Origin of the sequence: Streptomyces sp. NPDC018610 (assembly GCF_044391765.1) — a bacterium.
Classification (GTDB): Bacteria; Actinomycetota; Actinomycetes; order Streptomycetales; family Streptomycetaceae; genus Streptomyces.
In genome coordinates this window covers 333,173-356,353 of the sequence record NZ_JBISAL010000011.1, presented here as the reverse complement: position 1 = coordinate 356,353, position 23,181 = coordinate 333,173, and the positions used below count along the sequence as shown (strand labels likewise).

Here is a 23,181-nt window from a genome sequence, read left to right as displayed (position 1 = left end):
TCAACCACCTGAACGACCCTACCGAGTCCTGAGTATGTCACTGGACTACGTCGGGACAGGTATAGATCAGATGTCGCTGTAGCAGTTGTAAGCCACGCTGGGTCGAATCGGATCCGGAAGGTCAGGCTCTCGCGCTTACAGTGGAGGTACGGATCTCGGTTGGGAATTCCGATGAGTGGCTGAGGCGGAAGGGTTGGCGTGTTTCGGCCTCGCATCGGATGGTTGAAGGAGACGAGAGTTTCCCGCTTGAAATCGTCTTGTCCAAGCTCCCCGATGGGCCAGGCGTTGGCATGCCAGCTCTCGAATATTGCTTGAACCTGAGCCAGGAACATGCCAATACGCATGCCTTGAGTGTGGAAACCGTGGCAGCCGTCGAGGCCAACTCGCGCGGCCGCCTCATAGATGGCATGTCCACCAGGAAGTAAGGGGATCCGCGGAAGGTTAACGTAGTCGACGGTGCGAAAGCGTGCATGCCAGCTCCGCCCCGCTTGCCTGATACCAGCAGCCCAGGTCTCTTGGGATGCCTTGATCTGACGCAACCTATCAATATCGAATTTCGTTTCATCCTTATCAATAAGATCATGACAGTTTGGACATAGTTGCAGCAAATTTTCAGCCGCATTTCGCTGATACAAGGGCATCTTCGGTTCAGCCCGCGGCCCACTATCGCTTAGCGCAACGATATGTGCTATTTGGGCGGTAGGATTTGACCCTTGAACCCCGGGATCCAGCTCTTGCCGACACATTTGACACATGCCCAACGCTAGACGCCATAGGAGCCGTTTAACGCTTCCGGTTACCTCAGGCCCTCGCCGACCCGCCATATATCCCCTTTTCTTTCTTCCCTGAGGTACGCAGTTCACCGTGATAGTAGGACCGCCGCATGACTGAGCGCCGCCTGTCGAGGTAGGCGACGCCTCGCGCCAGCCGGCTACTACTCGGCGGGCGACTCGAGCGTTGCCGGAGCGCGGGTGGGCCAATTCGCCGTCAGCGAGAGTGCCAGCTTGCTAAGCACGTCGGCGAGCGAACCGCGCTCGAACTGCCCGGCGCTAGACGGGTTCGACCAGATCTTCCCCCAACCCGGGCCGCTCAGCATGGACGCCTCTTCCTGGGAAACGGCCTGCGGCTGATCAGTGCGGAGGATGTACAGGGGTGATGAGGGGTTCGTCGTGTTCAACAACACCCTGACTTCCCAGGCCGTCACCGCGCGGCTTACCTGCATCTGCGCCAGGGCCGCTGTACCGCTCAGCAACCACCGGGTCGTGGCCGTACACCATACGTGATCACCGATCCTGTAGGCGCTGACGTCCTTCACGGACTCCAGCTTGGCATCCGGCTGCATGAGCCAGCCCAGGGACACGGTCCGGCCGCCGTCCCCGACTGGCTCCCCGCTCAGTTCCAAGCCCGGGTGCACCGTGCACAACATGAAGTTGGCTGCCATCGGATCGCCGGTGCTCGGGAGGAATCGCATGTCCTCCCATGCTTCGTGGGCGATGAGCGTCTGGTTGTCGACGAGGATTGCGCGCAGCCCGTCCTCGTTGACCTCGGTCTCGTCGGTGAACTTCTTCACGACGTCATCCAGTGACGTGTAGTGCACGAACCGATCGCCGAGGTCCCGGACGTCCCGGTCCATCGGGTACTGGTAGGAGCCGGGGCTGCCATCTCCGAAGTCGGTGGTGTTTCGGCTGACGAAATAGACCGTCTCGTCTACGTGGTTGCGGGCGTACTCCACCGCCGTCAGCCAGATGGAGACGTCCCGAGCCCCCACCTTTTCGGGCTTGTCCTGGCCCTTGACGGACACGCGCTTGCACGGAGCCAGAGCGTTCGCCTCTCTGAACAGGGACTCCTGTAGGACGCCTTCGCTCACGGGCAGCACGACCACCAGTTCCGCGAACTCCTTCCGCCAGTGCTCGCGTACACGCTCCAGGTCCAGTGACGGCAGGTTCTGCGGCAGCCGCCACGGAGTGTCCCCCTGCAACGCGTCGAGGGCCGCTCTCGCGGCGGCGTGCTTGTCCCGGTAAGCGATGGCCTTTTGGGCGGCGAGTTCCTCCATCACCGTCCAGGGGACCGCCACCTCCTCAACCCCTGCCGCGCGGATCGTTCTGATGAGGTCAGCGTTCGCGTGCCTGAGCGTCGTGCGGAACAAGATGCTGGTGTCCAGGATGATCAAGGCTGCCCCCCCGGCTTGTGTGATCTTTAGTGGAGGACAAGCCTGCCAGGACCGCTGAGATGTCGTCACGGTATTTCGATCACGCCCCCGTCCTTCTCCCCGCCGTCGCATAATTGCCCAACTCCGCCGGCACGTGAGACCCAGCGACAACCGCACCCGCCTGGTCATAGATGAGCAGGTCGAGGCGGCCGCCAGGGCGGGGCTCCACCAAGAGCAGCGACGGCCCCACCGACCTAGGTCAAGCCTTCGCCCAAGTTGCATCGGGACGAAGCGGTCGCGCCGTGCCCACCCCGCCCATCACGCAGACGGCTTGAGCATGGCCACAAAGCCGGCAGCGTGGCTGAGGCCGGTGGGGCTGTAGCGAGACACACGCGCACCTGACCGGTCGGCGTGCCCGCCGTCGTGGCTGACTTTCGTCGGCTGAGGCACAGACGATCTCCGGGACGAGGTGCGTCCTCACGGGTGGAGGAGGTGCGTCCTCACGGGTGGAGGGCGACTGCAGCCTTGACTCGGTCATTGAAACTCCAGCCCAAAGCCGCTCCACCGACCGCAACCTCTGCCTGCAGCATCAGCACCTAGGCGAACCCCTGCGCCAGCTAAGATGCACTAGCCCCTCATCGACTAGCACCGACCCTGGGAGGTTGGCTGATGGCCAACAAGGCGAGCGCCGCGGCGGAAGCAGGCATTGGCGCTGATGTCGTCGTCTCCAAGCCGGGATATCTTGAAGACTACCTGACGGGCGAACCGGTACTTGATCGACCCGAGGAGCGAGTCCGCCAAGTACACCTGAGGCGCCTCGTCGAGGAGTACGGGTACCCGAAGCGCCACATGCGCACGGAATTCGAGATCCGGAAAGGGTCGAAGCTGATCGGCCCAGCCGATATCGCAATTTTTCACTCAGATGTACACGAGCAGAGCAATCTCTACATTGTTGTAGAAAATAAGCGCCAAGATTCCAAGGACGGCGTCGACCAGCTAACTTCTTATATGAGCCCGACTAAGGCGCCATTCGGAGTCTGGTTCAATGGAACGAGCACCAAGTGCTTCAGCTCACACACAGAAGCCCCTTACTTCCGACGCATCCCAGACATTCCGAAATACGGCCAGACGCTTGCAGAGGTAGGACGCTACAAGAAATCTGACCTTGAGCCTGCAACGGAACTCCGGTCGATCTTCGAAAGTGTCCACAATTACATCTTCGCAAACCAGGGGCTCCTGAAAGACGCCACCTTCAAAGAGATCCTCAAGCTGCTCTTCCTTAAGCTGGCCGATGAGAAGTCGGCGAAGGCTGAATGCGACTTTTCCATCACGGACGATGAGCTCACGAATCTGATCGAGGGTAAAAATACGTCCTTCATTGCTCGTATCGCTAAGCTGTTTTCTCGCGTCAAGAACGAATACCGGGATGTTTTCGACAGCTCGGAGGAGATTCGCCTCAACGACGACTGCCTGGCATACGCCGTATCAGCACTTCAAAAGATTTCGCTGACGCGCACAGAAGCCGATATCAAGGGCGTTGCTTTCCAAACCTTTGTTGGGGCTTACCAACGTGGAGACCGCGGCGAGTTCTTCACGCCGGCTCCGATCCTGCAGATGTGCATCAAGATGCTTAATCCGCGAGATGACGAGTTCATCATCGACCCGGCCTGCGGATCCGGTGGCTTCTTGGTAGAAGCTCTGCGGCACGTCATGTCGAGGATAACGACTGCACGTCCCGACATGACGGAGGGGGAACGTCGGGATGCAGGACTGAGGTATGCGCGCACTTACCTGCGCGGGATCGACTTCAACCCTGACTTGGCCAAAGTCGCTAAGATGTACATGGTCCTCTATGACGATGGCCACACGGGAATCGTCAACGCAGACTCACTGCTGCCAAGTAGTCGACTCAACACTCAAGCTCTATCTTCAGGTGCAGGTGAAATTCGAGACGGCCTCTTCGACGTAGTCGTAACGAACCCACCGTTCGGCACAAAGGGCAAGATTACAAGTAAAGAGAAGCTTTCCGAGTACCTGCTCGGGCGAAACTGGACGAAGCAAGGGGATCGCTTCGTGCCTTCTTCTAAGTTGCGCCCAGGCGGACAAACCCCGGAGATCCTTTTCATCGAAAGGTGCGTTCAGCTACTCCACCCCGGCGGACGCTTGGCCTTGGTCCTTCCTGATGGAATCTTGACCAACACCAGTCTTCGTTATGTTCGCGACTACATCGTCGATCATCTCCAGATCTTTGCTGTCGTTTCCCTGCCCGACGGCACGTTCCGGCAGTCCGGAGTGAACCCGAAGACCTCAGTGATTTTTGGGATCAAGAAGGAAAAGCAAGACGACTCCAACGAAGACCGAGTGTTCATGGCGGAGCTGGATCGGATTGGCTACGACCTGATCAAAAAGACCGCCCCTCTACTCTTTTTGCGCGGTGAAGAGGGAGACGTCCTAAGGGATGGAAGCGGCAGGCCCATGATCGATACTGAAATTCCTCAGCTTCTCAAGGAATTCGAACGCTTCAAGGTGAGCGAAGGGCTGCCCTTCTAGTGTTTACATCTATCGCTTCAGGTATTGATCCTGCCGATCGCATGGATCCCGCATACTACTCGCCCTCTGCTCTGTCAAGCGATCAGTGGCTAACAGACAACGCTCAGCGGCTAGATTTTTCACATCTCTCCACTCGTGCCACCATCCATGCCAGTGCCTTTTACGAAGGTCTGGTGGAACGGTATACAGATTCTGGTGTGCCGTTCGTTCGTGTCGGTGACGTGCGTGATGGGTCGCTGGATGACTCAGATCTTGTCTACCTTCCTTACGACGTCGCTGTCAGCACAGACGGCCTGACGGCGATTAACGGCCCTCTGGCACTCGTCACTAAGGGTGGATCCGTCGGTAACGTGGGTGCCGTCGATTCCACGGATCTCCTGGCGCTCTCCCGTGACGTAATGGCGCTCAAGCCTCGGGCCCATGAGGACCTGAGCCTTCTACTCTTCTACCTCGCAAGTTCTGTGGGACGCTCGCTACTCCTCCGCGGCGCCTCGCGTCAGGTTCAAGCACACCTGACTGTGGAGCGCCTAAAGACGCTCCCCATTCCCCATCTATCCTCCAGCCAACTGGCTACGCTTCAAAACAACTATGACTCCCTCGTTAAGGCTCGTAAGGAATACGATAGAGCCAAGAGCGAGCTGGCGGAGCTCATCGAAACTTCCGATCCGTTCGTTCGGAACTCTCAGCGCCACCTCTTCTACACGTTCAATGCAATGGAAGATCTGCGGCGCAGGATGGACCCAGAGCATCATCGGCCGAGCCAAGCAAAAGCACGTGACGAAGCGATAAGGCAGGGATGGCGAAGCCTAGGCGACATCTCCTACATCAACCAGAAGTCTTGGGTTTGGGATAGAGAGAAGGACACTGACAGCCGGCTCGTCGAATACGTTGCACTCTCATCGGTACAGGAGGGTTCCGGGCGTATCAACAAGGCGACGACTCAACGTGTCTGGCAGACGCCATCTCGAGCTAAGTGGCGCTGCCACCCAGGGCACGTTCTTGCACCATCATTGGTTGAAAGCCTGAAGCGTGTAGCTCTAGTCTCCGAAGCAGAGTCCGAAAGTATTGCTTCAAGCGGTTTTCACGTACTTTCACTTCCCTCCATCGATGAGGCACGGTTTGTCGCCGCCTACCTCCTGTCCAAGGGGGCGCATGAACAGATCCTGCGAAGTGGGACCGGTGTACGTTTCAGGTCTTACAACACAGTGGAACTGGCGCGGCTACTGATCCCGCCGAAAGAGAGCGTCGCAGAAATTTCTCAAGCTTTCAGGTCCGTGGAAGCACACGCGCGAAATCTCGACGCTGTTTGGGCGAGTGGAGTGATGTCTCTTGAGAACATGCTGGGGATGCCGTCAGCTACGCCGATCAGCGGACCGGAAGAACCGAACCCGGCTGAATAGGTGCTAGGCCAGAGGCTACGCCGAAACCCACAAAATGATGTCGACTTGACCCCATTCCTTCGTCACCCTGAAGGGCAAGTCAAGTCCCTGATCAAACCCTCCCTTAGTCATGGCGTAAGCCCATGCGGGACTATTGATCAATTTATTTGCTTTGTGGGTTGCGCGTTCGACAACTCCCGGCGGCGTTGATGGTTCTGTCAACGCCGCCAGCTACCCCCTACTAGACCGGGCGGAAGGCGCCGGGCCGCTCAAATGTGACGGACCTGCTCACGAAGTTCTTGGAGGACACGCCCGCTTGGGACGTGGATGTACTTGCCCCAACCGTTGATTTCACTGCCGGTCTGCGCCTTCAACGCCGGCGACGGCTTTTGGAACGCTCGACCGTCCGGCAGTTCCACCCAGCCGTCAGCAGTGATCGTAGCCTCGTGGGTCTGCTGGCGTCGGGGTTGGTGGTGCCGCAGCTTATCTCCGGGGGCAGCCAGGCCGGCTTCGATGATGGGCAACAAATCGCCAGCCCTGCGGACAGCAGTCTTTCCGGTGGACAAGTCCTCGTCGCTCAGAAGCAGACGGCGGAGCACGGTGTTCGGTGTGTCCACCAGGGGCTCGCTGTGACGCTGCAAGAACGCGAAAACGTCGTCGTCGATCTCGATAGATCGATTAGACATGGACGGCCTCCTACTTCAAGCTTTGAACTTTGGAGTCTGGCAGACTGGCAGCTTGAAGTGCAAGGGGAGCGGCGGACAGGGGTAGAGGTAGGCTCCGTGGACCATCTGTGGACTGATCTCGCCCCACTGAGCCTCCACAGCCTCCTCACCAGCAGCGTTGCCCGGTAGCCGAACGGCCTCCGGAGCCGTGTGCGCAGGTTCGAATCCTGCCGGGGGCACTTCGCCTCAACCAGCACAATGATGCGGTTGACCAGCGCAGATGCCAAGCATGAAGAGCGGGAACCAGTTTCACTGGGTCTCGCTCTTTGTCGTTGGTCCACGCTGATCGCGATAGCCCTGCGATAGAGGGGTCGGGCGATCAGCGACGGACTCACGTCTGTCTGCCACGCATCCAAGCCGCCTCTCCCTAAAAACCTCGGCGCAACGTGCAGACGGACGGCTTACCTCGCCACGGTTCAACACCAGAGCGAGGGGGATGAAGGCAGATGCGGGCCCGCAGCATGTGGCAGCGCTTTTCTCTAGGCACAAAAGCAGCCATCGATCAGGCACTGTATGCAACAAGTGGAATGCCAGAGGAGACCCTTGCCTTGTACTCACGCTGGTGGCAGCTAGAGACTTACCTACGCTCTGATCTACGTGGAACTTCGATCGTTTCACGGCGTAGATTGGGTGAACCACATCGGCCAGAGCGCGACAACCAGATAACAGAGAGACGAGTCTCTCAAGTACATGGCCACTGCGGACTGGGAAGATCCGCTGAGCTATCTCGACGTCGGGAAGCTCTTTCCGTTACTTGAGGCGCCTCACTCGGGCGGAGCCCCGCGAAGTACATGACCGCGTAGAAGCCCACCAGCCGCAGGCCCCCCTTGCGGCCCCATGTCCCGACGTAGGAGACCTCGGCGAATAGTTGAGCAGCCTGCGTCTTGTTCACGTGAACACGGGGGCCCACACGGTCCGATGAGGCACTTTTCACCTTCTTGATGGCGGTGAGTGGGTTTTCCGTCAGAAGCCTGCGCTCGATGACGTATTCGACCGCCGTGTTGAGCGTGCGCCGACGCCGACGGGAGGTGTCCCCTGCCGCGGAGGGCCGTCCAGCTTGAAGGGGATCCGATACTGAACATGGCGAAGGATCTTCAGGTCTTCCAGGGAGGAGACGAGAAGCGATTTCTTGGAGATCCACCCGTAGGCGTCGTCAAGCTCCTCCGGCGGGTCAAGTTCGGAGTTCTTCGGGATGACCACCCACCGGAAGGCGGGACGTAGCTCTTCCAGTGACGGCATTTTCTGCTCCTGCTCCGCCAGAGCCAGCGTCACAGTGGCGAGCCCGACCGCTATTCCCTCACGGGTCTTACAACGGCTACAGTGACCGCTGTGGCTCACGAGCGGGCGAGTCACCCAGGCTGCGCAGCGCGTTCGTGATTCAGGCGGTCAGGGCATGCTCCCCAGCCTTCCGATGCGGATTCCGACGCCGACTGAAAGTTGAGCACTGGACCGCTACGTTCTAGCCCGGCGCTCATATATCGCTCGCTGTACGACCAGCGCGGCCGCCGCGAGGTCCTCATGCTCCCAGAAGCGCAGCACAAGCCACCCTTCTGCGGCGAGGCGCTCCGTGGTGTCCAGGTCGCGCTCGCGGTTGCGACGGACCTTCGCCTGCCAGTAATCGGAGTTCCTGGCGGCCTTCGTGTGATGTTCGGGACAGCCGTGCCAGAAGCAACCGTCGAGGAACACGGCTACCTTCTGTCGTGGGAAGACCAGGTCGGCGGTGCGCCGCAGAGTCGGGATAGGTCGGGTCGCGACCCGATACCGGAGCCCAAGCGCGTGCACGGCCCGGCGCAAGACGAGCTCCGGCCGGGTGTCCCGGCTCCGATTCGCCTGCATGCTCGCCCTCGTACCGGGAGTCGATGCCCACGATTCACGCGATTCACTCACGCAGACGAGTATGGCGCTTCTCCCGCACTCCCCCCCTCAGCACGCTCGGCAGGTCCGTGCCTGGGGGCGAAAACCGGCGACAGTAACGGGGATCACTGTCAGTGGCCCGAGTTACGTTGACGACCGAATGACCGCGGCCGCGCCTGCAAGAAGCAGCGCGCAACGCGTGCCATCGGGCGAGGGGTATCGGGAGCAGGATCATGAACGACCGAACGTCTACGACGGTCGACAGGACGTACGTCGGCCAGGGCCCCGGAGGAGTAGGACTGGACGGTGATCACAACCGCTCGGGGGCATCCGGAACGGAGGCAGCGACCTGCGCCGAGGCGGCCCATCCGGACGCGCCTGTTCTCACATCGGAGGGCGCTCCCCCTCGCGCGGGCTTCTCCCCACCGATCGAAGAGGATCAGGAGCGGTGCCTTAGGATCCGGAGGGTGACACTCGCGCCCGCAACACCCACTGTGCCCGCTCCTGCCGCGTCGCCCGAGCAACCGGCCACGCCGACCCTCGCCGTCGCTGAGTTCTTCGCGGGCATCGGGCTCGCACGGCTGGGTCTGGAGAAGGCCGGCCTGCGGGTCACCTGGGCGAACGACATGTCGTCCGACAAACACGACATGTACAGTGCACACTTCGCAGATCAGCGCGACCATTATGTACTGAGCGACATCAAAAAGCTCGCTGAGGCTGGAGACGCTCCCGGCCTGCCGCGGGACCTCGGTCTCGCCTGGGCTTCCTTCCCTTGCACTGACCTCTCCCTCGCCGGTGGCCGGAAGGGGCTAGCGGGCAAGCACTCGGGCACGTTTTACGACTTCATGCAGATCCTCGCCGATCTGGGCAGTCACCGACCTCCGGTGGTCGCCTTGGAGAACGTCAACGGTTTCGCGACCAGCCACGGCGGCAAGGACCTCCAGACAGCAGTGCAGGCGCTCAATGGTCTCGGCTACTCGGTAGACGTTCTGACCCTCGATGCGCGTAGCTGGGTTCCGCAATCCCGACCTCGCCTCTTCATCGTCGGCGCCATGCAAACGCCGGAGGAGGAGGCCCCTGACAGTCGCAACTTCTTCCTGCGCCCAGCATGGCTGAATCACTTGTTCGAGAGCGATGAACTGATCACTCACCGGGCCGCTCTTCCCAGCCCGCCGCCGCATCGCTCCGAGGGTTGGACAGAGCTCATCAAGAAGAATCCGCCGGTGGCGGAGGACCTCTGGTGGGACGACCTGCAACGGAAAAAGTTCGAATCTGAGCTCTCCAGCGTCCAGCGCAAACGCGTCGAGAAGCTTCAGGACAGCGGATCGGTCGTATACCGGACGGCGTACCGCCGGACGCGCAATGGCGTGCCAGCCTGGGAGATCCGTGCTGACGATGTCGCCGGCTGCCTCCGCACAACGGGCGGCGGGTCCTCCAAGCAAGCCGTGGTACGGATCGCCCCAGACGGCCTGCGGGTTCGCTGGATGACGCCGCGTGAATATGCCTGTTTGATGGGTGCGGACGACTACACGCTCCCCAAACGGACGAACCAGGCTCTCATGGGCTTCGGCGACGCCGTCTGCGTGAACGCGGTGGCCTGGTTGGGGGAGCACTACCTGCGGCCGCTCATCGAAGGGGCTTCCAAGCGCTGACTCGAGGCAGTTGATCGGAACCGTGGGGCCCCGACTCTGACAAGAGTCGGGGCCCACGCTTTCAGAGTTGGTTGCGCGCAACCGCGAAGCCCGGCCGGACGAAGGACGGATCCGGTTCCAGCGTGCTCGACCGCCATGCGTCCGGTGGCGGAGTGATGAGCGCTGAGTCCTCCCACCGGAATACGGAAGAATTCGCGGGCACGAGGTCCCGCAACGCCGAGGCGGGCAGCTCGCGTATGTGGCTGACGTCCGCAGCCGTGATCGGGTCGGCGACGAACGCACTCGCCTCGAAGACCACCTGGACCAGACACCAGGCGTCGCCCCGCCGGACGCTCGTGTCGAACTCGTGGCGGGAGAGGTGGAAGCGCGACAGGGTCTTCGGCCCGGCCGCCTTCACCTCGAGGAATCGGACGGGCCCCTCGGGCACGTCCACGTCGTACCCGTAGCCGTCGGAGATCCGGGCGACATGCAAGGGCTCCTTGCCCGCCGCACGCAGCGCCGCGACGACGATCTCCTCCGCGGCGTCGCCGATCTCCTTGGCCAGATCCGCGCCGTCAGGATCGCCGACGAGCTGGCAAGCCTCCACCAGGACATCGTCGAGGCCATCCTCCAGCCAACCGAGAGCGTCGAGGTCCGGCTGAGGAATGTAGACGCGCTCGACACCTTCCGTGCTCACGGCGACCCGCAACCACGCCGGAGGCTGGGAGGCCAGCAACGCGACCGCCGCATGACGCATCGCATGCTGGGCTCCCACTTTCGACGCCGCCACGGCGGCGAGCGAGCGCGCCACCCTTATGTCTCCCTCCTCGCCCAGCGACGCGAGCCCTGAACGGACCAGCGCCCGCGCCGGCGACCACAGATCGGTCGCCGCCGTCATATAGGAGCCGTGGAGCAACGCGGCACTCACCCACTCGTCGACGCCTCTACGTGGTGCGAGTCTCGCCACGCGGGCGAGATGGAGCACGGCGAAGACGACGCCGTGCCGGGGGAGCAGATCCACAGGCCCCCCTCAGTGGCGCAGCATGGCCGCGATGATTTGCATGTCGTCCTCCACGGCGGCCGCCCCGCCGACGTGTTCGTCAGGCTCGGGAAGTGAAACGCGCACCAAACCCGGGTCGTTCATCAGCTTGGCCATGGCTTCGATCTTGTCCCGCAGCCGTCCGTCCACGGTCTCATCGATCGTGTCCTGGCTGAGCAGAAGCGTGAACTGGGTGAGGGTGCCCTCGGCAAGGCCAATACGGTGGATGCGGTCCTGGCTCTGCAAGTAGTGACCGGCGTTGAACGTCCGGTCCAGGTAGACCGCATGATGGCACCAATGCTGGAGGCTGACACCCTCGCCGCAGGCAGCAGGGTTGGCCAACAGGACCTGACACGACGGGTCGTTGCGGAACCGGTCGAACTCAGCCTCCCTGGTCACCGCGCCCGCCGGCGGATTCCCGTCCGCGGAAGGGATACCACCGTGCACCACTGCGGGCTCGTACTCCTTCAGGAAGGTGCGCAGGATCTTCAGGTTGCGGACGAACGTCGACCAGACGAGGACCTTCTGGCCACGCGCCGCCTCCTGCGCGACGATCTCCCGGACGCGTTCGTACTTCCACGGGACCTCGTGCGCCCGGTACTGCTGGAGCAATCGCACCAAGGGCTCGTCGCCCTTCACCTCCAAAGGCGGGTGAAGGAAACTGTCCTCGTCGTCCCTGTCGGAGCCAGCCACGAGCAGCGCCGGGTTGGTGGCCGCCTCCAGCAGGTACATCATGATCCGGCCGAGCCGGTCGAAGTTCCGGCGCTCCTTGACGGCCAGCGCGAACTCCCCTCGATACCGCCCGACGAGCGCTTCGTAGATCGCCCGCTGGATCGGCCGCATCTCCATAACCTCGGGGATGATCTTCGTTTCCGGCAACTCCAGGCGCGCCTTCGGCGTCCGGACGAAGTACTTCGAAATGGCGTTGCCGGTGTCGCGGACCACGTCCTCGTCGCGGCCGTTGCGCTCGTTGTAGGCGCTCTCCGGGAGGATCTTGCGGTCCTGGCCCGGATAGAGGAACCGCACCGGGGCGACGAGATCGTGCGCACCCTGAGGAGCAGGCGTCCCAGTGAGCACGTCGCGGCGGCGCGCCGCATACGCCAGGTCGAGCACAGCGCGCCCGTGCACGCCGCCCGAACCCCGCTTGATCCGGTGCGCCTCGTCCAGAACGACCTGAGTGGGACGACGTACCACGAAGTCCCTGATCCGGTCGTAGTCGCTCGCCGCCCGGTTGTAGTTCGTCAGCAGGATCTGCGCGCTCTTCGGGATCAAAGACGCGGAGCCGTGGTGGACGACGAGATTCGGCGCCGGATCGAGACAAGCCTCGACCTCCTCCTTCCAGGCGGAGAAAGCGGCGATGGGCGCGATCACCAACAGCTGCTCGACCTGTCCCCGGGCACGCGCCACGCAGTGGTTGGCCAGCGCCACCGTCGTCTTGCCAGCCCCGGGCACGGAGAAGTCCGCGGCGTGCGGCAGCCGTACGATCCGCGCCAAATTCTCCAGCTGGAACGGCTTCAGCGTCCTGGTGAAACCCGCGTCCACCAGTTGCTGCTCCAGGTCGGACAGGGAGACCGAGGACACGGGTGCATCCAGAGCGGCCTGCCGCTGCTTCTGGTCCGCTGCCAGCGCCTGGATCTGCTCCCGCAGCAACGGGCCGAGATCGACCTTCTGGTCATAGCGCCTGCGGACCGCTCCGATGGCGTTGAGCTCGGCGAGGAACACCTCGACCCGCACCTCGGTCCGGTCGATGGAACCGCCGACGATTCCCCTGGCGAGCGCCTCCTGGACGCTCGCCCACGCGCCGAGGCTGACCCCGGACCGCTTCTCGAGAACGACGACCGGCCTCGGGTCCTGGTACAGCTCGGCGTAGATCACGACGCTTCCCTGACCGTCCGGAGAAGCTCACCGAGCTTCTCGATCCTCGCAGAGAACTCCCTCTCGTCCCACTCGTCGTAACGGCGGGCCTTCGGCAGCGCGTCGATCGCGCGCTTCAGCTCGAGGGCGGCCTTCTCCGCACGCTCCAGCGGCGCAGTGATCTCTCTGCGGTCCTGCGTGTCTTCGGCCGCCTCCTGGGCGGCGCTCTTGACGACGGCGCGCACGCTCTTCAGCAGGTCGGTCATCTCAATCGACCCTCCGTCCGCGACCTGGACGGTCTCCTCGGGCCCCTTCGTGGCGACCAGGCGCAGAAGGTCCTCCAGCGGCTCGGAACCAGCCGGCTCGTCGTCGAGCAAAGAGTCCAAGAGGTCGTCGTCCTCGGAGGTGGGACCGGCCCCCGAGGCCTGCGGCAGGGCCTCGAGCAGCGGAGCCAGGGTGGCGTTGGTCCGCAGCTCGTCGACTACCAGCTCCGCTGCGTCCGGACGGCGCAGGTGACGCAGGTTCCGGTACTCCACGCCAGCCAGCGTGCCGAGGAAGTAGACGTCCTTGACCGCCTTCGCCTCCGTCTCGGACTTGTTTTTGATGTGCTTCGCGAGCTCCGCGAAGGCCGACTCGTTGGGGATGAAGTCGACGTACTCCCGCGTCCCGTTGGAGAGAGCCACCAGCTGGTGAACCTGCTGAATCTTCTCGTAGTAGTCGCGCACCTCCTCATGCTTGCGGTGTACGCGCTCGGCGACACGCTTGAAGTCCTTGTTCTCGCGCTCGTACAACTCTTCGATGAGCAAGGCCTCGTTGATCCATGAGTAGTCCTGCTTGAAATCCTTTGCGACCTGAAGCTCCGTCTCGAGGTCGACCAGCTCGGCAGCGGTCGCGTCCGCCGGAAGCACCAGGCACTTGACATAGCGAGCGCTCCGCACGTCGTCGTCTACGAACAGCGAACGCATTGCCGCAGAACGGCGGTTGCCGTTGATAAGGACTCCGTCGCCGGTGACGATCGCCGGCTCCTGCTGTCCCCGGGTCTTCAAGTCGCTCTTGAGGTCCTCGAAGCCCTCCTGCCTGCACAGAATCCGGTACTGGGCGTCCTGCGCCTCCTTGCCGAGAGGGTCCCGCCTGAACAGGTCATCGCGGCCGGCCTTGCGCTGCTCGCGCATCTGCTCAGCCTTGGTACGGTGATTGATGACCGAGAATCGCACCCAGGCGACCTCGAGCTCCACGACCGGCAGCTCCTTCTCGGAGCGCGGCCACGCGGGCACCGGCATGGTCTTCTGCACCCCGCTCAGGCGCGCCGCGAGGAACTGAGACCTATCCGGGTCAAGAGAAGAGAAGTGCATGCGGGATCAACTCCTGTGCGAGGTCGTGCGGGCCAGGCCATAACGCGAAACGATGTTGGTCTTGCGCTTGCCGCCGATGAAGCGGTAGCCGACGTCGCCCACGAAGAACGACGCGTGCTCCGCCGGGATGCCGAAGGCCTTCATCAGCACGGCGGGAAACACGCGCTTCTGGCCGCCGTTCCAGTTCCACTCGTTCGCGGAAGGATCCCGATCGGGCATCACGTAGACACAGGGCGGCGGCGTCTCACGCCCGTCGATCGTAACGGCGTGCTCCATCTTCGGACACAGGCGCCGGGACCCGCCGCACAACTCGTTATGGAAGATCACCCCGGCGAGCTGGTCGGGCCGCTCGTCGCTGAAGCGCTGAAAGAGCCGCTGGACACCCTTGTGAACGTGGGAGCCCGGTTCGTACTTCATGCTGTCGCACACCCACCACAAGTACGCTTCGCCAGCCCAGTCGGGCACCAACCATCTGGTGCTGCCGTGCGCCCCGTCAGGGCAACCCTTTTGGATGATGGCCACGTCCTCGGCCATCCCAGGAATCGACAAGCGATAGACGGTGTCGTCGCCATACTGAGGTTCCTCAAAGCGGGTGACCAGCCCGCTGGTCACCAGATGTCTCAGCATGCCTCGCATGAACTGTCGTCGGTCACCGACGCCAGCGCTCGAGCTTCCGCGCATCTTCTCGATCGTCGGCCCCAAGGCCTCGCGGAACTCCTCCACGGTGATGCCATGACGGGTGAGCAGAGCTTCCTCGGCCCCGAGGCTTCGGATCAACCGGGAAACCCGCTCGACGACATCGACCGGAGGAGCTCCCGCGTGACGACACGGCGCGGCTTCCTCTGCCCCCATACTTCACTTCCCCATTCCTCTAGCCAGCTGGACGTGCTCGTTCCCTGTGCTCGGTGTCGCGCGCAGGCCAGCAGACAAATCCGCCCCCCCCAAAGAGCAGGGCGAGAATCGTAGCAATGGGGTATGACAACGGTCTCGGGCCAAGGTCACCCGCTTCTCGACCGCGGCCTGGCGGATCCCCGGACTGCCGGGATCGAGCGGGTGGAACGCTACCTCGTGGACCATCCGTGGACGGAGCCCGGCCACTGCGCAGAGATCAGGCCCGGGGCCAGCACTTTGTCTGGGAGGCGAAGCGCCCTCCGGAGCCGTGTCCGAAGCGTGTTGATCTTTGAGGGCTTGACAGCAGTTCAGGGTGGGGCTCGCGGGCCGTCAAGGCGCTCTTGCGAGGTCATGCGGGCGTGCGGCGCAGTTCGTCGGGCGCGGGTGGGCTTCTTGGTTGGGCTCACTCGGTGGGGTGGTGTGGTGGTGGGGGGAGATTTCGGGGGTGGTTGTCGGAGCAGCATTCAGGGCGAGCGCCGGGGGCACTGGAGAACATGCTCCACGTGCGCTTCTCCGGTGCGGTGAAGGAGAGCCCTGTGGTCGTTCGTCGTTCAGTTGTCTCGTCTGTCGGTGCTGCTGTTCTGGCCTCGGCGTTGTTGCTGGTTTCGGGTTTGTCGGCCGAGGCTGCCGCGCCTACCGCGTGCAAGAGCTCCGCGTGCACGGGGAAGAATCCTCAGCGTGAGGGGTGCGGTTCCGGCGCCCAGGTCATCGCCAAGGTGAGCCCTGCCGGCGGTGGGCCGCAGGTGGAGCTCCGCAACTCCGCCCGGTGCAGTGCCGCCTGGGCGCGGATCCAGAAGGCGAACAGCTCCTGGCGGTTCAAGATCGAGATTCGCAAGGGGCATGCGTATATCGCGAACGCCTCGCCCTCCTACGAGGCGTACACGCCGATGGTCGGCTCCAGCAACGCCTACCGTGCGTGCGTCGAGCAGTACGACGGCCGAGGGGGCAGCTGGTCCTGCACCGGCTGGCACTGATTCACCCGCCCCGCTGCCCGTCGGCTCAGCCGAGTCCCGACAGGTTCGCGCGTCTCCGATCATGTCGGCTCCGCGGGATTTCTCGTTCCCTCGGCGCGGTCCGTCGGTAGGTCCAGTTCGGCGGCGATCGTCTTGCCTACAGGGGGGCGATCCAGGATCTCCCAGCGGCTGGCCAGGGCCTCTACGAGGAGCATGCCCCGGCCGGTTTCCGTGAGCGGCCGGGGTGTGGGGCGGGGCGTTCCCGGGGCAGAGGGACGGAGTTCGGTCCGAGTGTCGGAGACCTCGATGCGTAGGGTCCCGCCGAGGAGATCGACGGCTACCTCGAAGTCCCGGCCGGGGACGCGGCCGTGCGTCACCGCGTTGGCCGCCAGCTCCGCGATCAGCAGCGCCGCGGTGTCGGACGCCTCGCTGTCGTACGGCAGCCCCCAGGCGTCGAGTTGGTGCAGCGTGAGCCGGCGGGCGAGGCGGGCGCCCCGCGGGGTGGAGCTGAAGCGCTGGGTGAACACACGTACGGTGACGATGTCCTGGGGAGTCGCCGGGGTGGACGGTGGTGTCATGTGCCCAATGTGATGCCGGAAAGGGCGGGTTCGCCAGGGCCGCGATGCGTACTCTCCGTGGGCGTACGCGCACAGTGAGTGGACTGTACCCGACACCGTGCGTGACGATGGCCTGAGTCGGAAGCGGTACGGCGGGCGGGTGGCACGGGAGGTGGCCGACTGTGGCCCATGAGAGCACGGACGGCGGTACGGGGGCGGGTGGTACGGAGCCGGCGGCGTCGGACAGTCTGCGCACCTTCGGCGCGGTCGTCCAGGCCTTACGGGAGCACGCGGGGCTGAGCAGGGAGGAGTTCGCGGATCTGGTCGGCTTCTCCAAGCACACGGTCGCCTCCGTCGAACAGGGCCGCAGGATGCCGGACCGCGACTTCGTCGAGCGCGCCGAGCCCGCACTCGGCAACACGGGGGCGCTGCGGAAGGCCTCGCCCCATCTGTCCCGGCAGGCGGGACTTGCGAGTTGGTTCCGGCAGTGGGCCCGGTTGGAGGCTACGGCGATCAGCCTGTACACGTACGAATGCCGGGTGGTGCCCGGCTTGTTGCAGACGGAGGCTTACGCGCGGGCGGTGTCCCTGGACGTGCCACCGCTGCCCGACCCGGTGGAGCTGGAGCAGCGGATCGCGGCGCGACTGGCTCGGCAGGAGCTGCTGGCCGTCACGCGGACACCGCCGACGGCGTTCAGCTTCATCGTGGAGCAGGCGGTGCTGGAGCGGTGGACGGGTGGGGAGGAGGTGTCGCGGGAACTCTTCGACCACTTGGTGGCCTTGATCAAGCAGCACTGGAACGTGGAGTTTCAGGTGATGCCGACACGGAGGCCGTCGCATGCGGGGTTGGATGGCCCGTTGCAGTTGGCTGAGACACCCGACAATCGCTGGTTCGGCTACTCGGAGGGACAGAAGAACGGGCGCTTGATCGCCGATCCGAAGGAGATCAGCGTGCTCCAACAGCGCTATGCGAAACTGCGCTCACAGGCCCTGACGCCCGACGACTCCCTGGGCCTGCTGGAGCGAATGCGAGGAGCGCTATGAACATGTCCGGACTGGCCTGGTTCAAGAGCAGTTACAGCGGCTCCGAGGGGGACAGCTGCGTAGAGGTGGCGGCCGGCACGCGGGCGGTCCATGTGCGGGACTCCAAGGACCTGCAGAGCCCTGAGCTCGCTCTCTCCCCCACCGCGTGGAGCGACTTCATCACCTACGCCGCACAGCGCTGACTCTTCACGACAGCCGCCCCGCGTCGGTACTCCGGTGCGGGGCGCTTGGCGTCTTCTCAGGGGGCTCGGTCGGCCGTGTGGGTCAGGCGCCACGGCGGCGCAGGGTGAGCCAGGTGGGCCTCGCCGCCCTGCCGGGCTCCTCCGTGGCCCGCAGTTCCAGCAGGTCGGGGAACCGGGCGCGCAGCTCCGACTCGAGGCGGGAGTGGAGGGTGAATCCGGCGGCCGGGCAGTGGGTGCAGGTGCCCGCCATCCGCACCTCGGCGCGTCGGTCGTGGGCGGACACTATCGTCACTTCGCCGCCGTGGGAGCGGATGTAGTCGCCGGCGGGGCCGTCCAGGACGTCCCTCAGCGCGGCGCGCAGGATGTCGTCCTCGGTGACCGTGCCGGCCGGCCGCCACCGTTGGGGGTGGCCCAGTGCGGTGCCGAGCGCGTCGCGCACCCGCGCTCCTGTGCCGGACCACGTGTGGCCGTCGGTCAGCCGGATCACCACCGCCTGTGTCTCCACCTCGATGGAGGCGATGACCTCGGAGCGGAGCATCTCCCCGAGCGGGTCAGGCGCCTCGGCCACCTCTCCGACGACCGGCAGCGTGCCGGCGGGGATCACCCAGCGGACGGTCCGCGGGTCGTCCGTGGCCTCGGGGTGCATGGGGACGAGGCTCATGTCAGCGCCCCGACGACGGTGTGCGTCAGGAAGGCCATGCCCCAGGCCAGTACGAACATGTAGCCGAAGGCGATCGTGGGCCATTTCCACGAGCCGGTCTCCCGGCGCATGACCCCGATGGTCGACATGCACTGCAGCGCGTAGAGGAAGAAGACCAGCAAGGCGGCCGTCGTGGCCGGGGTGAAGAGCTTCTGACCCTGGTGCGGTCCGTCGGTGTAGGTCATGTGGGTCAGGGCTTCGGCGGGCTGTTCGGCGTCCTGGGCGGCGGCGACCTGGCCGAGGGTGGCGACGAACACCTCGCGGGCGGACAGCGATCCCAGCACGCCGATGTTGATCCGCCAGTCGAAGCCGAGGGGTTCGAAGACGGGTTCGATGGCGTGTCCGATGTCGGCGGCGTAGCTGTGGTCGATCTCGTAGGCCGAGACCGCGGTCCGGTCGGCCGGGTCGACACCGGCGGAGCGCAGTTGGGCGTCGCTGTGCATGGGCAGGCTGAGCAGCAGCCACAGCCCTACGGTGACGAGCAGGATGACGCGGCCGACCTTGTGCAGGAAGCCCTTGCAGGCGCTCCAGATGGCGTCGGCCACCGACCGCGGGCGGGGCAGCCGGTAGGAGGGCATCTCCATGTAGAACGGCAGCATCGGGCCGCCCCGGCTGCTGAACCGTTTGAAGACCCAGGCCGTCGCCATGGCCGAGAGGGCGCCGACGAGGTACAGGGCGAACATGACGGCGCCCTGGGCGCCGAAGGGGCCCACCCTGGCGCCCGGGGTGACCAGCAGGCCGGTCAGCAGGACGTAGACCGTCAGGCGTGCCGAGCAGGTCATCAGCGGCGCGGCCATCATGGTCGCGAAGCGGTCCTTGGCGGACGGCAGGGAGCGGGTGGCCATGATGCCCGGGATGGCGCAGGCGAGGGAGGAGAGCAGGGCGACGAACGCCCGGCCCTCCAGCCCGGCCTTGGCCATGAGCCGGTCCATGAGGAACGCCGCGCGGGAGAGGTAGCCGCTGCCCTCCAGCAGCGAGATCATGAGGAACAGCAGGGCGATCTGCGGCAGGAAGACCAGGACACCGCCCACGCCGCCGATCAGGGCGTTGCCGAGGAACCCGGAGAGCAGTGGGTTGGAGGCGTGCTCGGTGACCTGCGTGCCGAGCCAGTCGAAGACGCTCTGCACGGCGTCCTGCAGCGGTGCCGCGACGGTGAAGATGATCTGGAAGAACGCGAACATGGTCGCGAAGAAGATGAGCGTGCCCCACAGCGGGTGCAGCAGGACGGCGTCGATGCGCCGGGTGCGGCGGTCGACCTCGGGCACCTGGTAGCCGGCGCTCCCCAGCAGCGACTCCACCCAGGCGCGCCGCTGCGAGGGATCGGTGGGCGGCGGGACGACCGGGCGCTCCCACGCGGCGGAGTCGGCCAGCAGGGACTGCAACCGCGCCAGGTCCTCGCGTGATCCGCTCGTCACCGCGACGACCGGCACGCCCAGCGCGCGGCGCAGGGCGGGGACGTCGAGGGCGCCGCCGCGGCGGGTCAGCTCGTCTCGGAAGGTGAGGATCACGCAGATCGGCAGTCCGGTCCGCATGACCTGGGCGAGCAGCCCGAGGGAGCGACGCAGCGTGGTCATGTCGAGCGTGACGAGGATGCCGTCGGGTGTGCCGATGGCGGGGTTGTCCGGGTCGAGCGCGTCGGCGACGACCTGCTCGTCCGGGCTGATCGGGTCGAGGCTGTAGGTGCCGGGCAGGTCCTCGATGACCACCTCGTGGCCGTCGACCCGTGCGACTCCCTCGTAGCGGGCGACGGTCACCCCGGGGTAGTTGCCGGTCTTGGTCCGCAGGCCGGTGAGGGCGTTGAAGAGTGTGCTCTTGCCCGAGTTCGGGCTGCCGACGAGGGCCAGACGCGTGGCGCCGGTGACCGTCCGGTCCGCCGCCGGACCGCAGTGGGCGCTCACGCGGTGCGCCGTACACGGATGCCGGCGGCCTGTGCCTTGCGCAGTGCCACCTCGTAGTCCACGACCTGGAAGACGAAGGGGTCGCCGAGCGGCGCCTTGCGCAGCACGGTGACCTCGGCGCCGGGGGCGAAGCCCAGGTCGGCCAGTCGTCGCGCGGTGCTCGGCTCGACCGACTCGTCGATGCCGACCACGTGGCCGCTCATCCCGGGGCGCAGGTCGGCCAGTGGCGCGTCCTGCGAGGGATCCTCCGCCGAGAAATCCGCCGACGTGGACGGGCCGCCCTTTTGGCGCGCACCCGACTGCACTGAGACCATCGCCATCCTCGACCCCGGATCACTTGAGTAGCTTAGGGAAGGCTAACTTTTCGCCCCGGCGGCGGCAATGTCGGGTTCGTCTCCACGGTCGCCGCCCGGTGGGCACCGGTGCCGTGTGGTCCGGCGCCGGTTCCGTCGACCGAGCATTGCCGCCGGCTCGTTCACCGCACCGGCCACCCGGCCGCCCAGCCTCTCCCCCTTCGACGACCGACGACCGACGGCAGGCGGCGGGCGGCACGCAGTTGGTGGCCGGCGCCCGGGGTTCTCGGTGGCGGCGGCCGTGGAGCGTCGGGCTACGTTGGCGTGGCGTCCTCCGGTGTCAGGTAGGTGCAGAAGACGCCGTCGGGGTCGTACCGCGCTTTGAGGTGCTGGAGGCCCTGCCGGTCTTCCGGGGTGAAGGATCGACGGGCTCGGGTCGCCGCGGCGGTGAGGTCGGTCTCGGCGATGTAGTGACCGGTGCCCAGGGGCTCGACCGCGTGCACGGCTCGGCTCAGCCGGCGGATCTTGGCGGCGTCCTGGGCGGGGTCGTCCCAGACGGCGGCTCGACGGCCGCCCATCTCGACGGGACGAATGCGATGCCGTGGGCCCCGGTGCCCTGGGCGTACCGGCCGACCCTGTCCGGATCGGCCAGCCGGCGGACCGGTGATTGAACGGCGTCCGCCGGAAGCGGCTGCGCGATCACCGACTCGTCGAGCGCGTCTGCCAGATGCTGCTGGAACCTCGTGCGTATCTCCCCTGTGCCGAGGCCAGGTGCCGAGGTCGTCGGTCACAGCGACCGGACGCCGAGCAGGATCGGCGCCCGTGGGCCGGGTCTTCGCGAAGACAGACTCAGCCCGCCGCAGGCTGACGCGCGTTGATCCTGCACAGGTCGCGGTGGTAGTCCAGGTGCGCCTGGTCGATCGGGTGGCCGGGATCCCGGCGGAGCGGGCGGGGGTGTCTGCTGTCTCTCGTTCCTCTGACCAGGCCGTCAGGGTCGACGTATATCTCCAGGCCGTCGAAGAGGACGTGGCAGTTGGCGCACAGGCACAGGAGGTTCTGCAGTTCGTCCGGACCGTGGTGGGGTCTGCCCAGGCCTCTTATGTGGGCTGCCTGGCTGTACGGGCGGTTCAAGTAGCGAAGCGCCGTGCCGCAGATCTGGCACTGATCGTTCTCGAGTTCCTTGACCTTCCTGGCCAGGGCCTCGTCGCGGACGATGACGGAGCGGGTCGCGTCACGGCGCGGTGCGGGGGTGGTCACCCGCCCGTACTCGTCCACATCGGCACCGCTGGTCTCGTCCTCCGACGGGCTCGCCAGGTTGCCTGCCGTGGTGTATCCGTCCAGGCCCATTCGCTTGAAGAGCGCCTGGCGGTCGACGTCCGCGAGATAGGTTTCGCAGATCGTGGCGATGGCGTCGAGACGGGTGACCGGGTCCCTGAGGAGTGCGGCGGTCTCTTCCTTGAAGCCGGCCAGCGGGTGATGCGCTTTGAGGATGCTCACCTTCGGCATCTCCCTGACCCGCTCGGCCGGTATGCCCTGCACCTCCCACAGTTCACTGCCCCGGAGGTGCCAGAAGGGGTACTCCGGTGTGGCCTTCGCGTTCGGGAGGCCGAACTCGACGAGGAGCGGACCGACTTCGTCCCGGAACTGTGGCCATGGGGTCATGCGGGGCCGCTCGTCGGCCTCGCGGCCTATGGCCCACAGGAGGCTCAAGGGCTGGTGGCGGCTGGGTGCGGGGTTCCCGGGGCCACGGGAGACCTTGAGTTGTCGAAGGCGCTCCAACAGGGTCGCACGGTTCGGTGACATCGCTCCGGTCTCCACCACGAAGCCGAGCTCGCGCAGGCGTCGGGCCACGGTGGCGGCGCCGCCGCTGAAATCCTTCGCGCTCAGGAAGTCGCCGGTGGCGTGCCCGTGAGCGACACCGGCGATGGCCTTCGAGTCGAAGCGAGAGCCGTCCAGGACCAGTTCGTACGACTTGGCCCGCCCGAATCCGTACGTCTGGAGGAAGATGTCCCGCCCCAGACGGCGGAACTCTTCGGTTGCCGCGATCACATCTTCGTACTTGATGTCCCCAAGCCCCATCCACCGAAGACTAATCGGACGGTATGACAATCCATGCGGCGCCGATGGGCGG

20 protein-coding genes are annotated in these 23,181 nt (G+C 64.9%); 6 read left to right on the top strand and 14 right to left on the bottom strand.

What is annotated here, in order from left to right; genetic code table 11:
- Positions 1 to 934 precede the first annotated feature (934 nt).
- Positions 935 to 2,170, bottom strand: a complete 1,236-nt coding sequence (locus ACH5A8_RS28005) for a PIN domain-containing protein (protein WP_399006488.1) — start codon at positions 2,168 to 2,170, stop codon at positions 935 to 937.
- A 648-nt stretch (positions 2,171 to 2,818) separates the two neighbouring features.
- Here ACH5A8_RS28005 and ACH5A8_RS28000 point away from each other — a divergent pair.
- Both ACH5A8_RS28000 and ACH5A8_RS27995 read left to right on the top strand, forming a co-directional pair.
- Positions 2,819 to 4,699 (top strand): N-6 DNA methylase, encoded by a 1,881-nt coding sequence (locus ACH5A8_RS28000; protein ID WP_399006486.1) that lies wholly within the window; start codon positions 2,819 to 2,821, stop codon positions 4,697 to 4,699.
- Positions 4,700 to 4,740: 41 nt separating this feature from the next.
- Entirely contained in the window at positions 4,741 to 6,099 is a 1,359-nt protein-coding gene (locus tag ACH5A8_RS27995) for a hypothetical protein (protein WP_399006484.1), read from the top strand.
- Between the two features lie 248 nt (positions 6,100 to 6,347).
- On the opposite strand, the gene ACH5A8_RS27990 is transcribed toward ACH5A8_RS27995, so the two are convergent.
- The 3 genes from ACH5A8_RS27990 to ACH5A8_RS27980 all read right to left on the bottom strand — a co-directional run bounded on the left by ACH5A8_RS27990 (position 6,348) and on the right by ACH5A8_RS27980 (position 8,639).
- Complete coding sequence (locus tag ACH5A8_RS27990) at positions 6,348 to 6,764, bottom strand: hypothetical protein (RefSeq protein ID WP_399006482.1); 417 nt, start codon at positions 6,762 to 6,764, stop codon at positions 6,348 to 6,350.
- Between the two features lie 1,002 nt (positions 6,765 to 7,766).
- Positions 7,767 to 8,075 (bottom strand): hypothetical protein, encoded by a 309-nt coding sequence (locus ACH5A8_RS27985; protein ID WP_399006480.1) that lies wholly within the window; start codon positions 8,073 to 8,075, stop codon positions 7,767 to 7,769.
- Between the two features lie 180 nt (positions 8,076 to 8,255).
- Complete coding sequence (locus tag ACH5A8_RS27980) at positions 8,256 to 8,639, bottom strand: very short patch repair endonuclease (RefSeq protein ID WP_399006478.1); 384 nt, start codon at positions 8,637 to 8,639, stop codon at positions 8,256 to 8,258.
- A gap of 485 nt (positions 8,640 to 9,124) precedes the next feature.
- On the opposite strand from ACH5A8_RS27980, the gene ACH5A8_RS27975 reads away from it, so the two are divergent.
- Positions 9,125 to 10,309, top strand: a complete 1,185-nt coding sequence (locus tag ACH5A8_RS27975; protein WP_399006476.1) for a DNA cytosine methyltransferase — start codon at positions 9,125 to 9,127, stop codon at positions 10,307 to 10,309.
- Positions 10,310 to 10,370: 61 nt separating this feature from the next.
- Here the strand turns inward: ACH5A8_RS27975 and ACH5A8_RS27970 are convergent, their stop codons facing one another.
- Genes ACH5A8_RS27970 through ACH5A8_RS27955 form a run of 4 tightly spaced genes read right to left on the bottom strand, consistent with a single transcriptional unit; the run spans position 10,371 to position 15,385 of the window.
- Entirely contained in the window at positions 10,371 to 11,309 is a 939-nt protein-coding gene (locus ACH5A8_RS27970) for a DUF3883 domain-containing protein (protein ID WP_399006475.1), read from the bottom strand.
- 9 nt (positions 11,310 to 11,318) lie between these two features.
- Positions 11,319 to 13,202, bottom strand: coding sequence for a DEAD/DEAH box helicase (locus ACH5A8_RS27965; protein WP_399006473.1), 1,884 nt, complete (start codon positions 13,200 to 13,202; stop codon positions 11,319 to 11,321).
- Positions 13,199 to 14,533 carry a ParB N-terminal domain-containing protein gene (locus tag ACH5A8_RS27960; RefSeq protein ID WP_399006471.1) on the bottom strand — a complete coding sequence of 445 codons (1,335 nt, stop codon included), beginning with the start codon at positions 14,531 to 14,533 and terminating at the stop codon, positions 13,199 to 13,201. Before ACH5A8_RS27960 ends, ACH5A8_RS27965 begins: the two co-directional genes overlap by 4 nt.
- Before the next feature lie 6 nt (positions 14,534 to 14,539).
- On the bottom strand, positions 14,540 to 15,385 hold the full coding sequence (locus ACH5A8_RS27955; protein WP_399006469.1) for a hypothetical protein: 846 nt from the start codon (positions 15,383 to 15,385) through the stop codon (positions 14,540 to 14,542).
- A 533-nt stretch (positions 15,386 to 15,918) separates the two neighbouring features.
- Between ACH5A8_RS27955 and ACH5A8_RS27950 the strand changes: the two genes are divergently transcribed.
- Positions 15,919 to 16,398, top strand: coding sequence for a DUF2690 domain-containing protein (locus ACH5A8_RS27950; RefSeq protein ID WP_399006467.1), 480 nt, complete (start codon positions 15,919 to 15,921; stop codon positions 16,396 to 16,398).
- 59 nt (positions 16,399 to 16,457) lie between these two features.
- Here the strand turns inward: ACH5A8_RS27950 and ACH5A8_RS27945 are convergent, their stop codons facing one another.
- Positions 16,458 to 16,955 (bottom strand): ATP-binding protein, encoded by a 498-nt coding sequence (locus ACH5A8_RS27945; RefSeq protein WP_399006465.1) that lies wholly within the window; start codon positions 16,953 to 16,955, stop codon positions 16,458 to 16,460.
- A 161-nt stretch (positions 16,956 to 17,116) separates the two neighbouring features.
- Between ACH5A8_RS27945 and ACH5A8_RS27940 the strand changes: the two genes are divergently transcribed.
- Together ACH5A8_RS27940 and ACH5A8_RS27935 are read left to right on the top strand one after the other, a co-directional pair.
- Positions 17,117 to 17,977: a Scr1 family TA system antitoxin-like transcriptional regulator gene (locus ACH5A8_RS27940; protein WP_399006464.1), complete on the top strand. Its 861-nt coding sequence runs from the start codon at positions 17,117 to 17,119 to the stop codon at positions 17,975 to 17,977.
- A complete protein-coding gene (locus ACH5A8_RS27935) occupies positions 17,974 to 18,159 on the top strand; it encodes a DUF397 domain-containing protein (RefSeq protein WP_399006462.1) in 186 nt (61 codons plus the stop codon). Before ACH5A8_RS27940 ends, ACH5A8_RS27935 begins: the two co-directional genes overlap by 4 nt.
- An 82-nt stretch (positions 18,160 to 18,241) precedes the next feature.
- Here ACH5A8_RS27935 and ACH5A8_RS27930 read toward each other — a convergent pair whose 3' ends face one another.
- The 5 genes from ACH5A8_RS27930 to ACH5A8_RS27910 form a co-directional block, all read right to left on the bottom strand.
- Complete coding sequence (locus ACH5A8_RS27930) at positions 18,242 to 18,820, bottom strand: NifU family protein (protein WP_399006460.1); 579 nt, start codon at positions 18,818 to 18,820, stop codon at positions 18,242 to 18,244.
- Positions 18,817 to 20,757, bottom strand: a complete 1,941-nt coding sequence (locus ACH5A8_RS27925; RefSeq protein WP_399006458.1) for a ferrous iron transporter B — start codon at positions 20,755 to 20,757, stop codon at positions 18,817 to 18,819. The genes ACH5A8_RS27930 and ACH5A8_RS27925 overlap by 4 nt, the downstream gene beginning before the upstream one ends.
- Complete coding sequence (locus tag ACH5A8_RS27920) at positions 20,754 to 21,071, bottom strand: ferrous iron transport protein A (protein ID WP_399006456.1); 318 nt, start codon at positions 21,069 to 21,071, stop codon at positions 20,754 to 20,756. The genes ACH5A8_RS27925 and ACH5A8_RS27920 overlap by 4 nt, the downstream gene beginning before the upstream one ends.
- 293 nt (positions 21,072 to 21,364) lie before the next feature.
- A complete protein-coding gene (locus tag ACH5A8_RS27915) occupies positions 21,365 to 21,628 on the bottom strand; it encodes a hypothetical protein (RefSeq protein ID WP_399006454.1) in 264 nt (87 codons plus the stop codon).
- Positions 21,629 to 21,899: 271 nt separating this feature from the next.
- Positions 21,900 to 23,129 (bottom strand): HNH endonuclease, encoded by a 1,230-nt coding sequence (locus ACH5A8_RS27910; RefSeq protein ID WP_399006453.1) that lies wholly within the window; start codon positions 23,127 to 23,129, stop codon positions 21,900 to 21,902.
- Between the last annotated feature and the right edge of the window lie 52 nt (positions 23,130 to 23,181).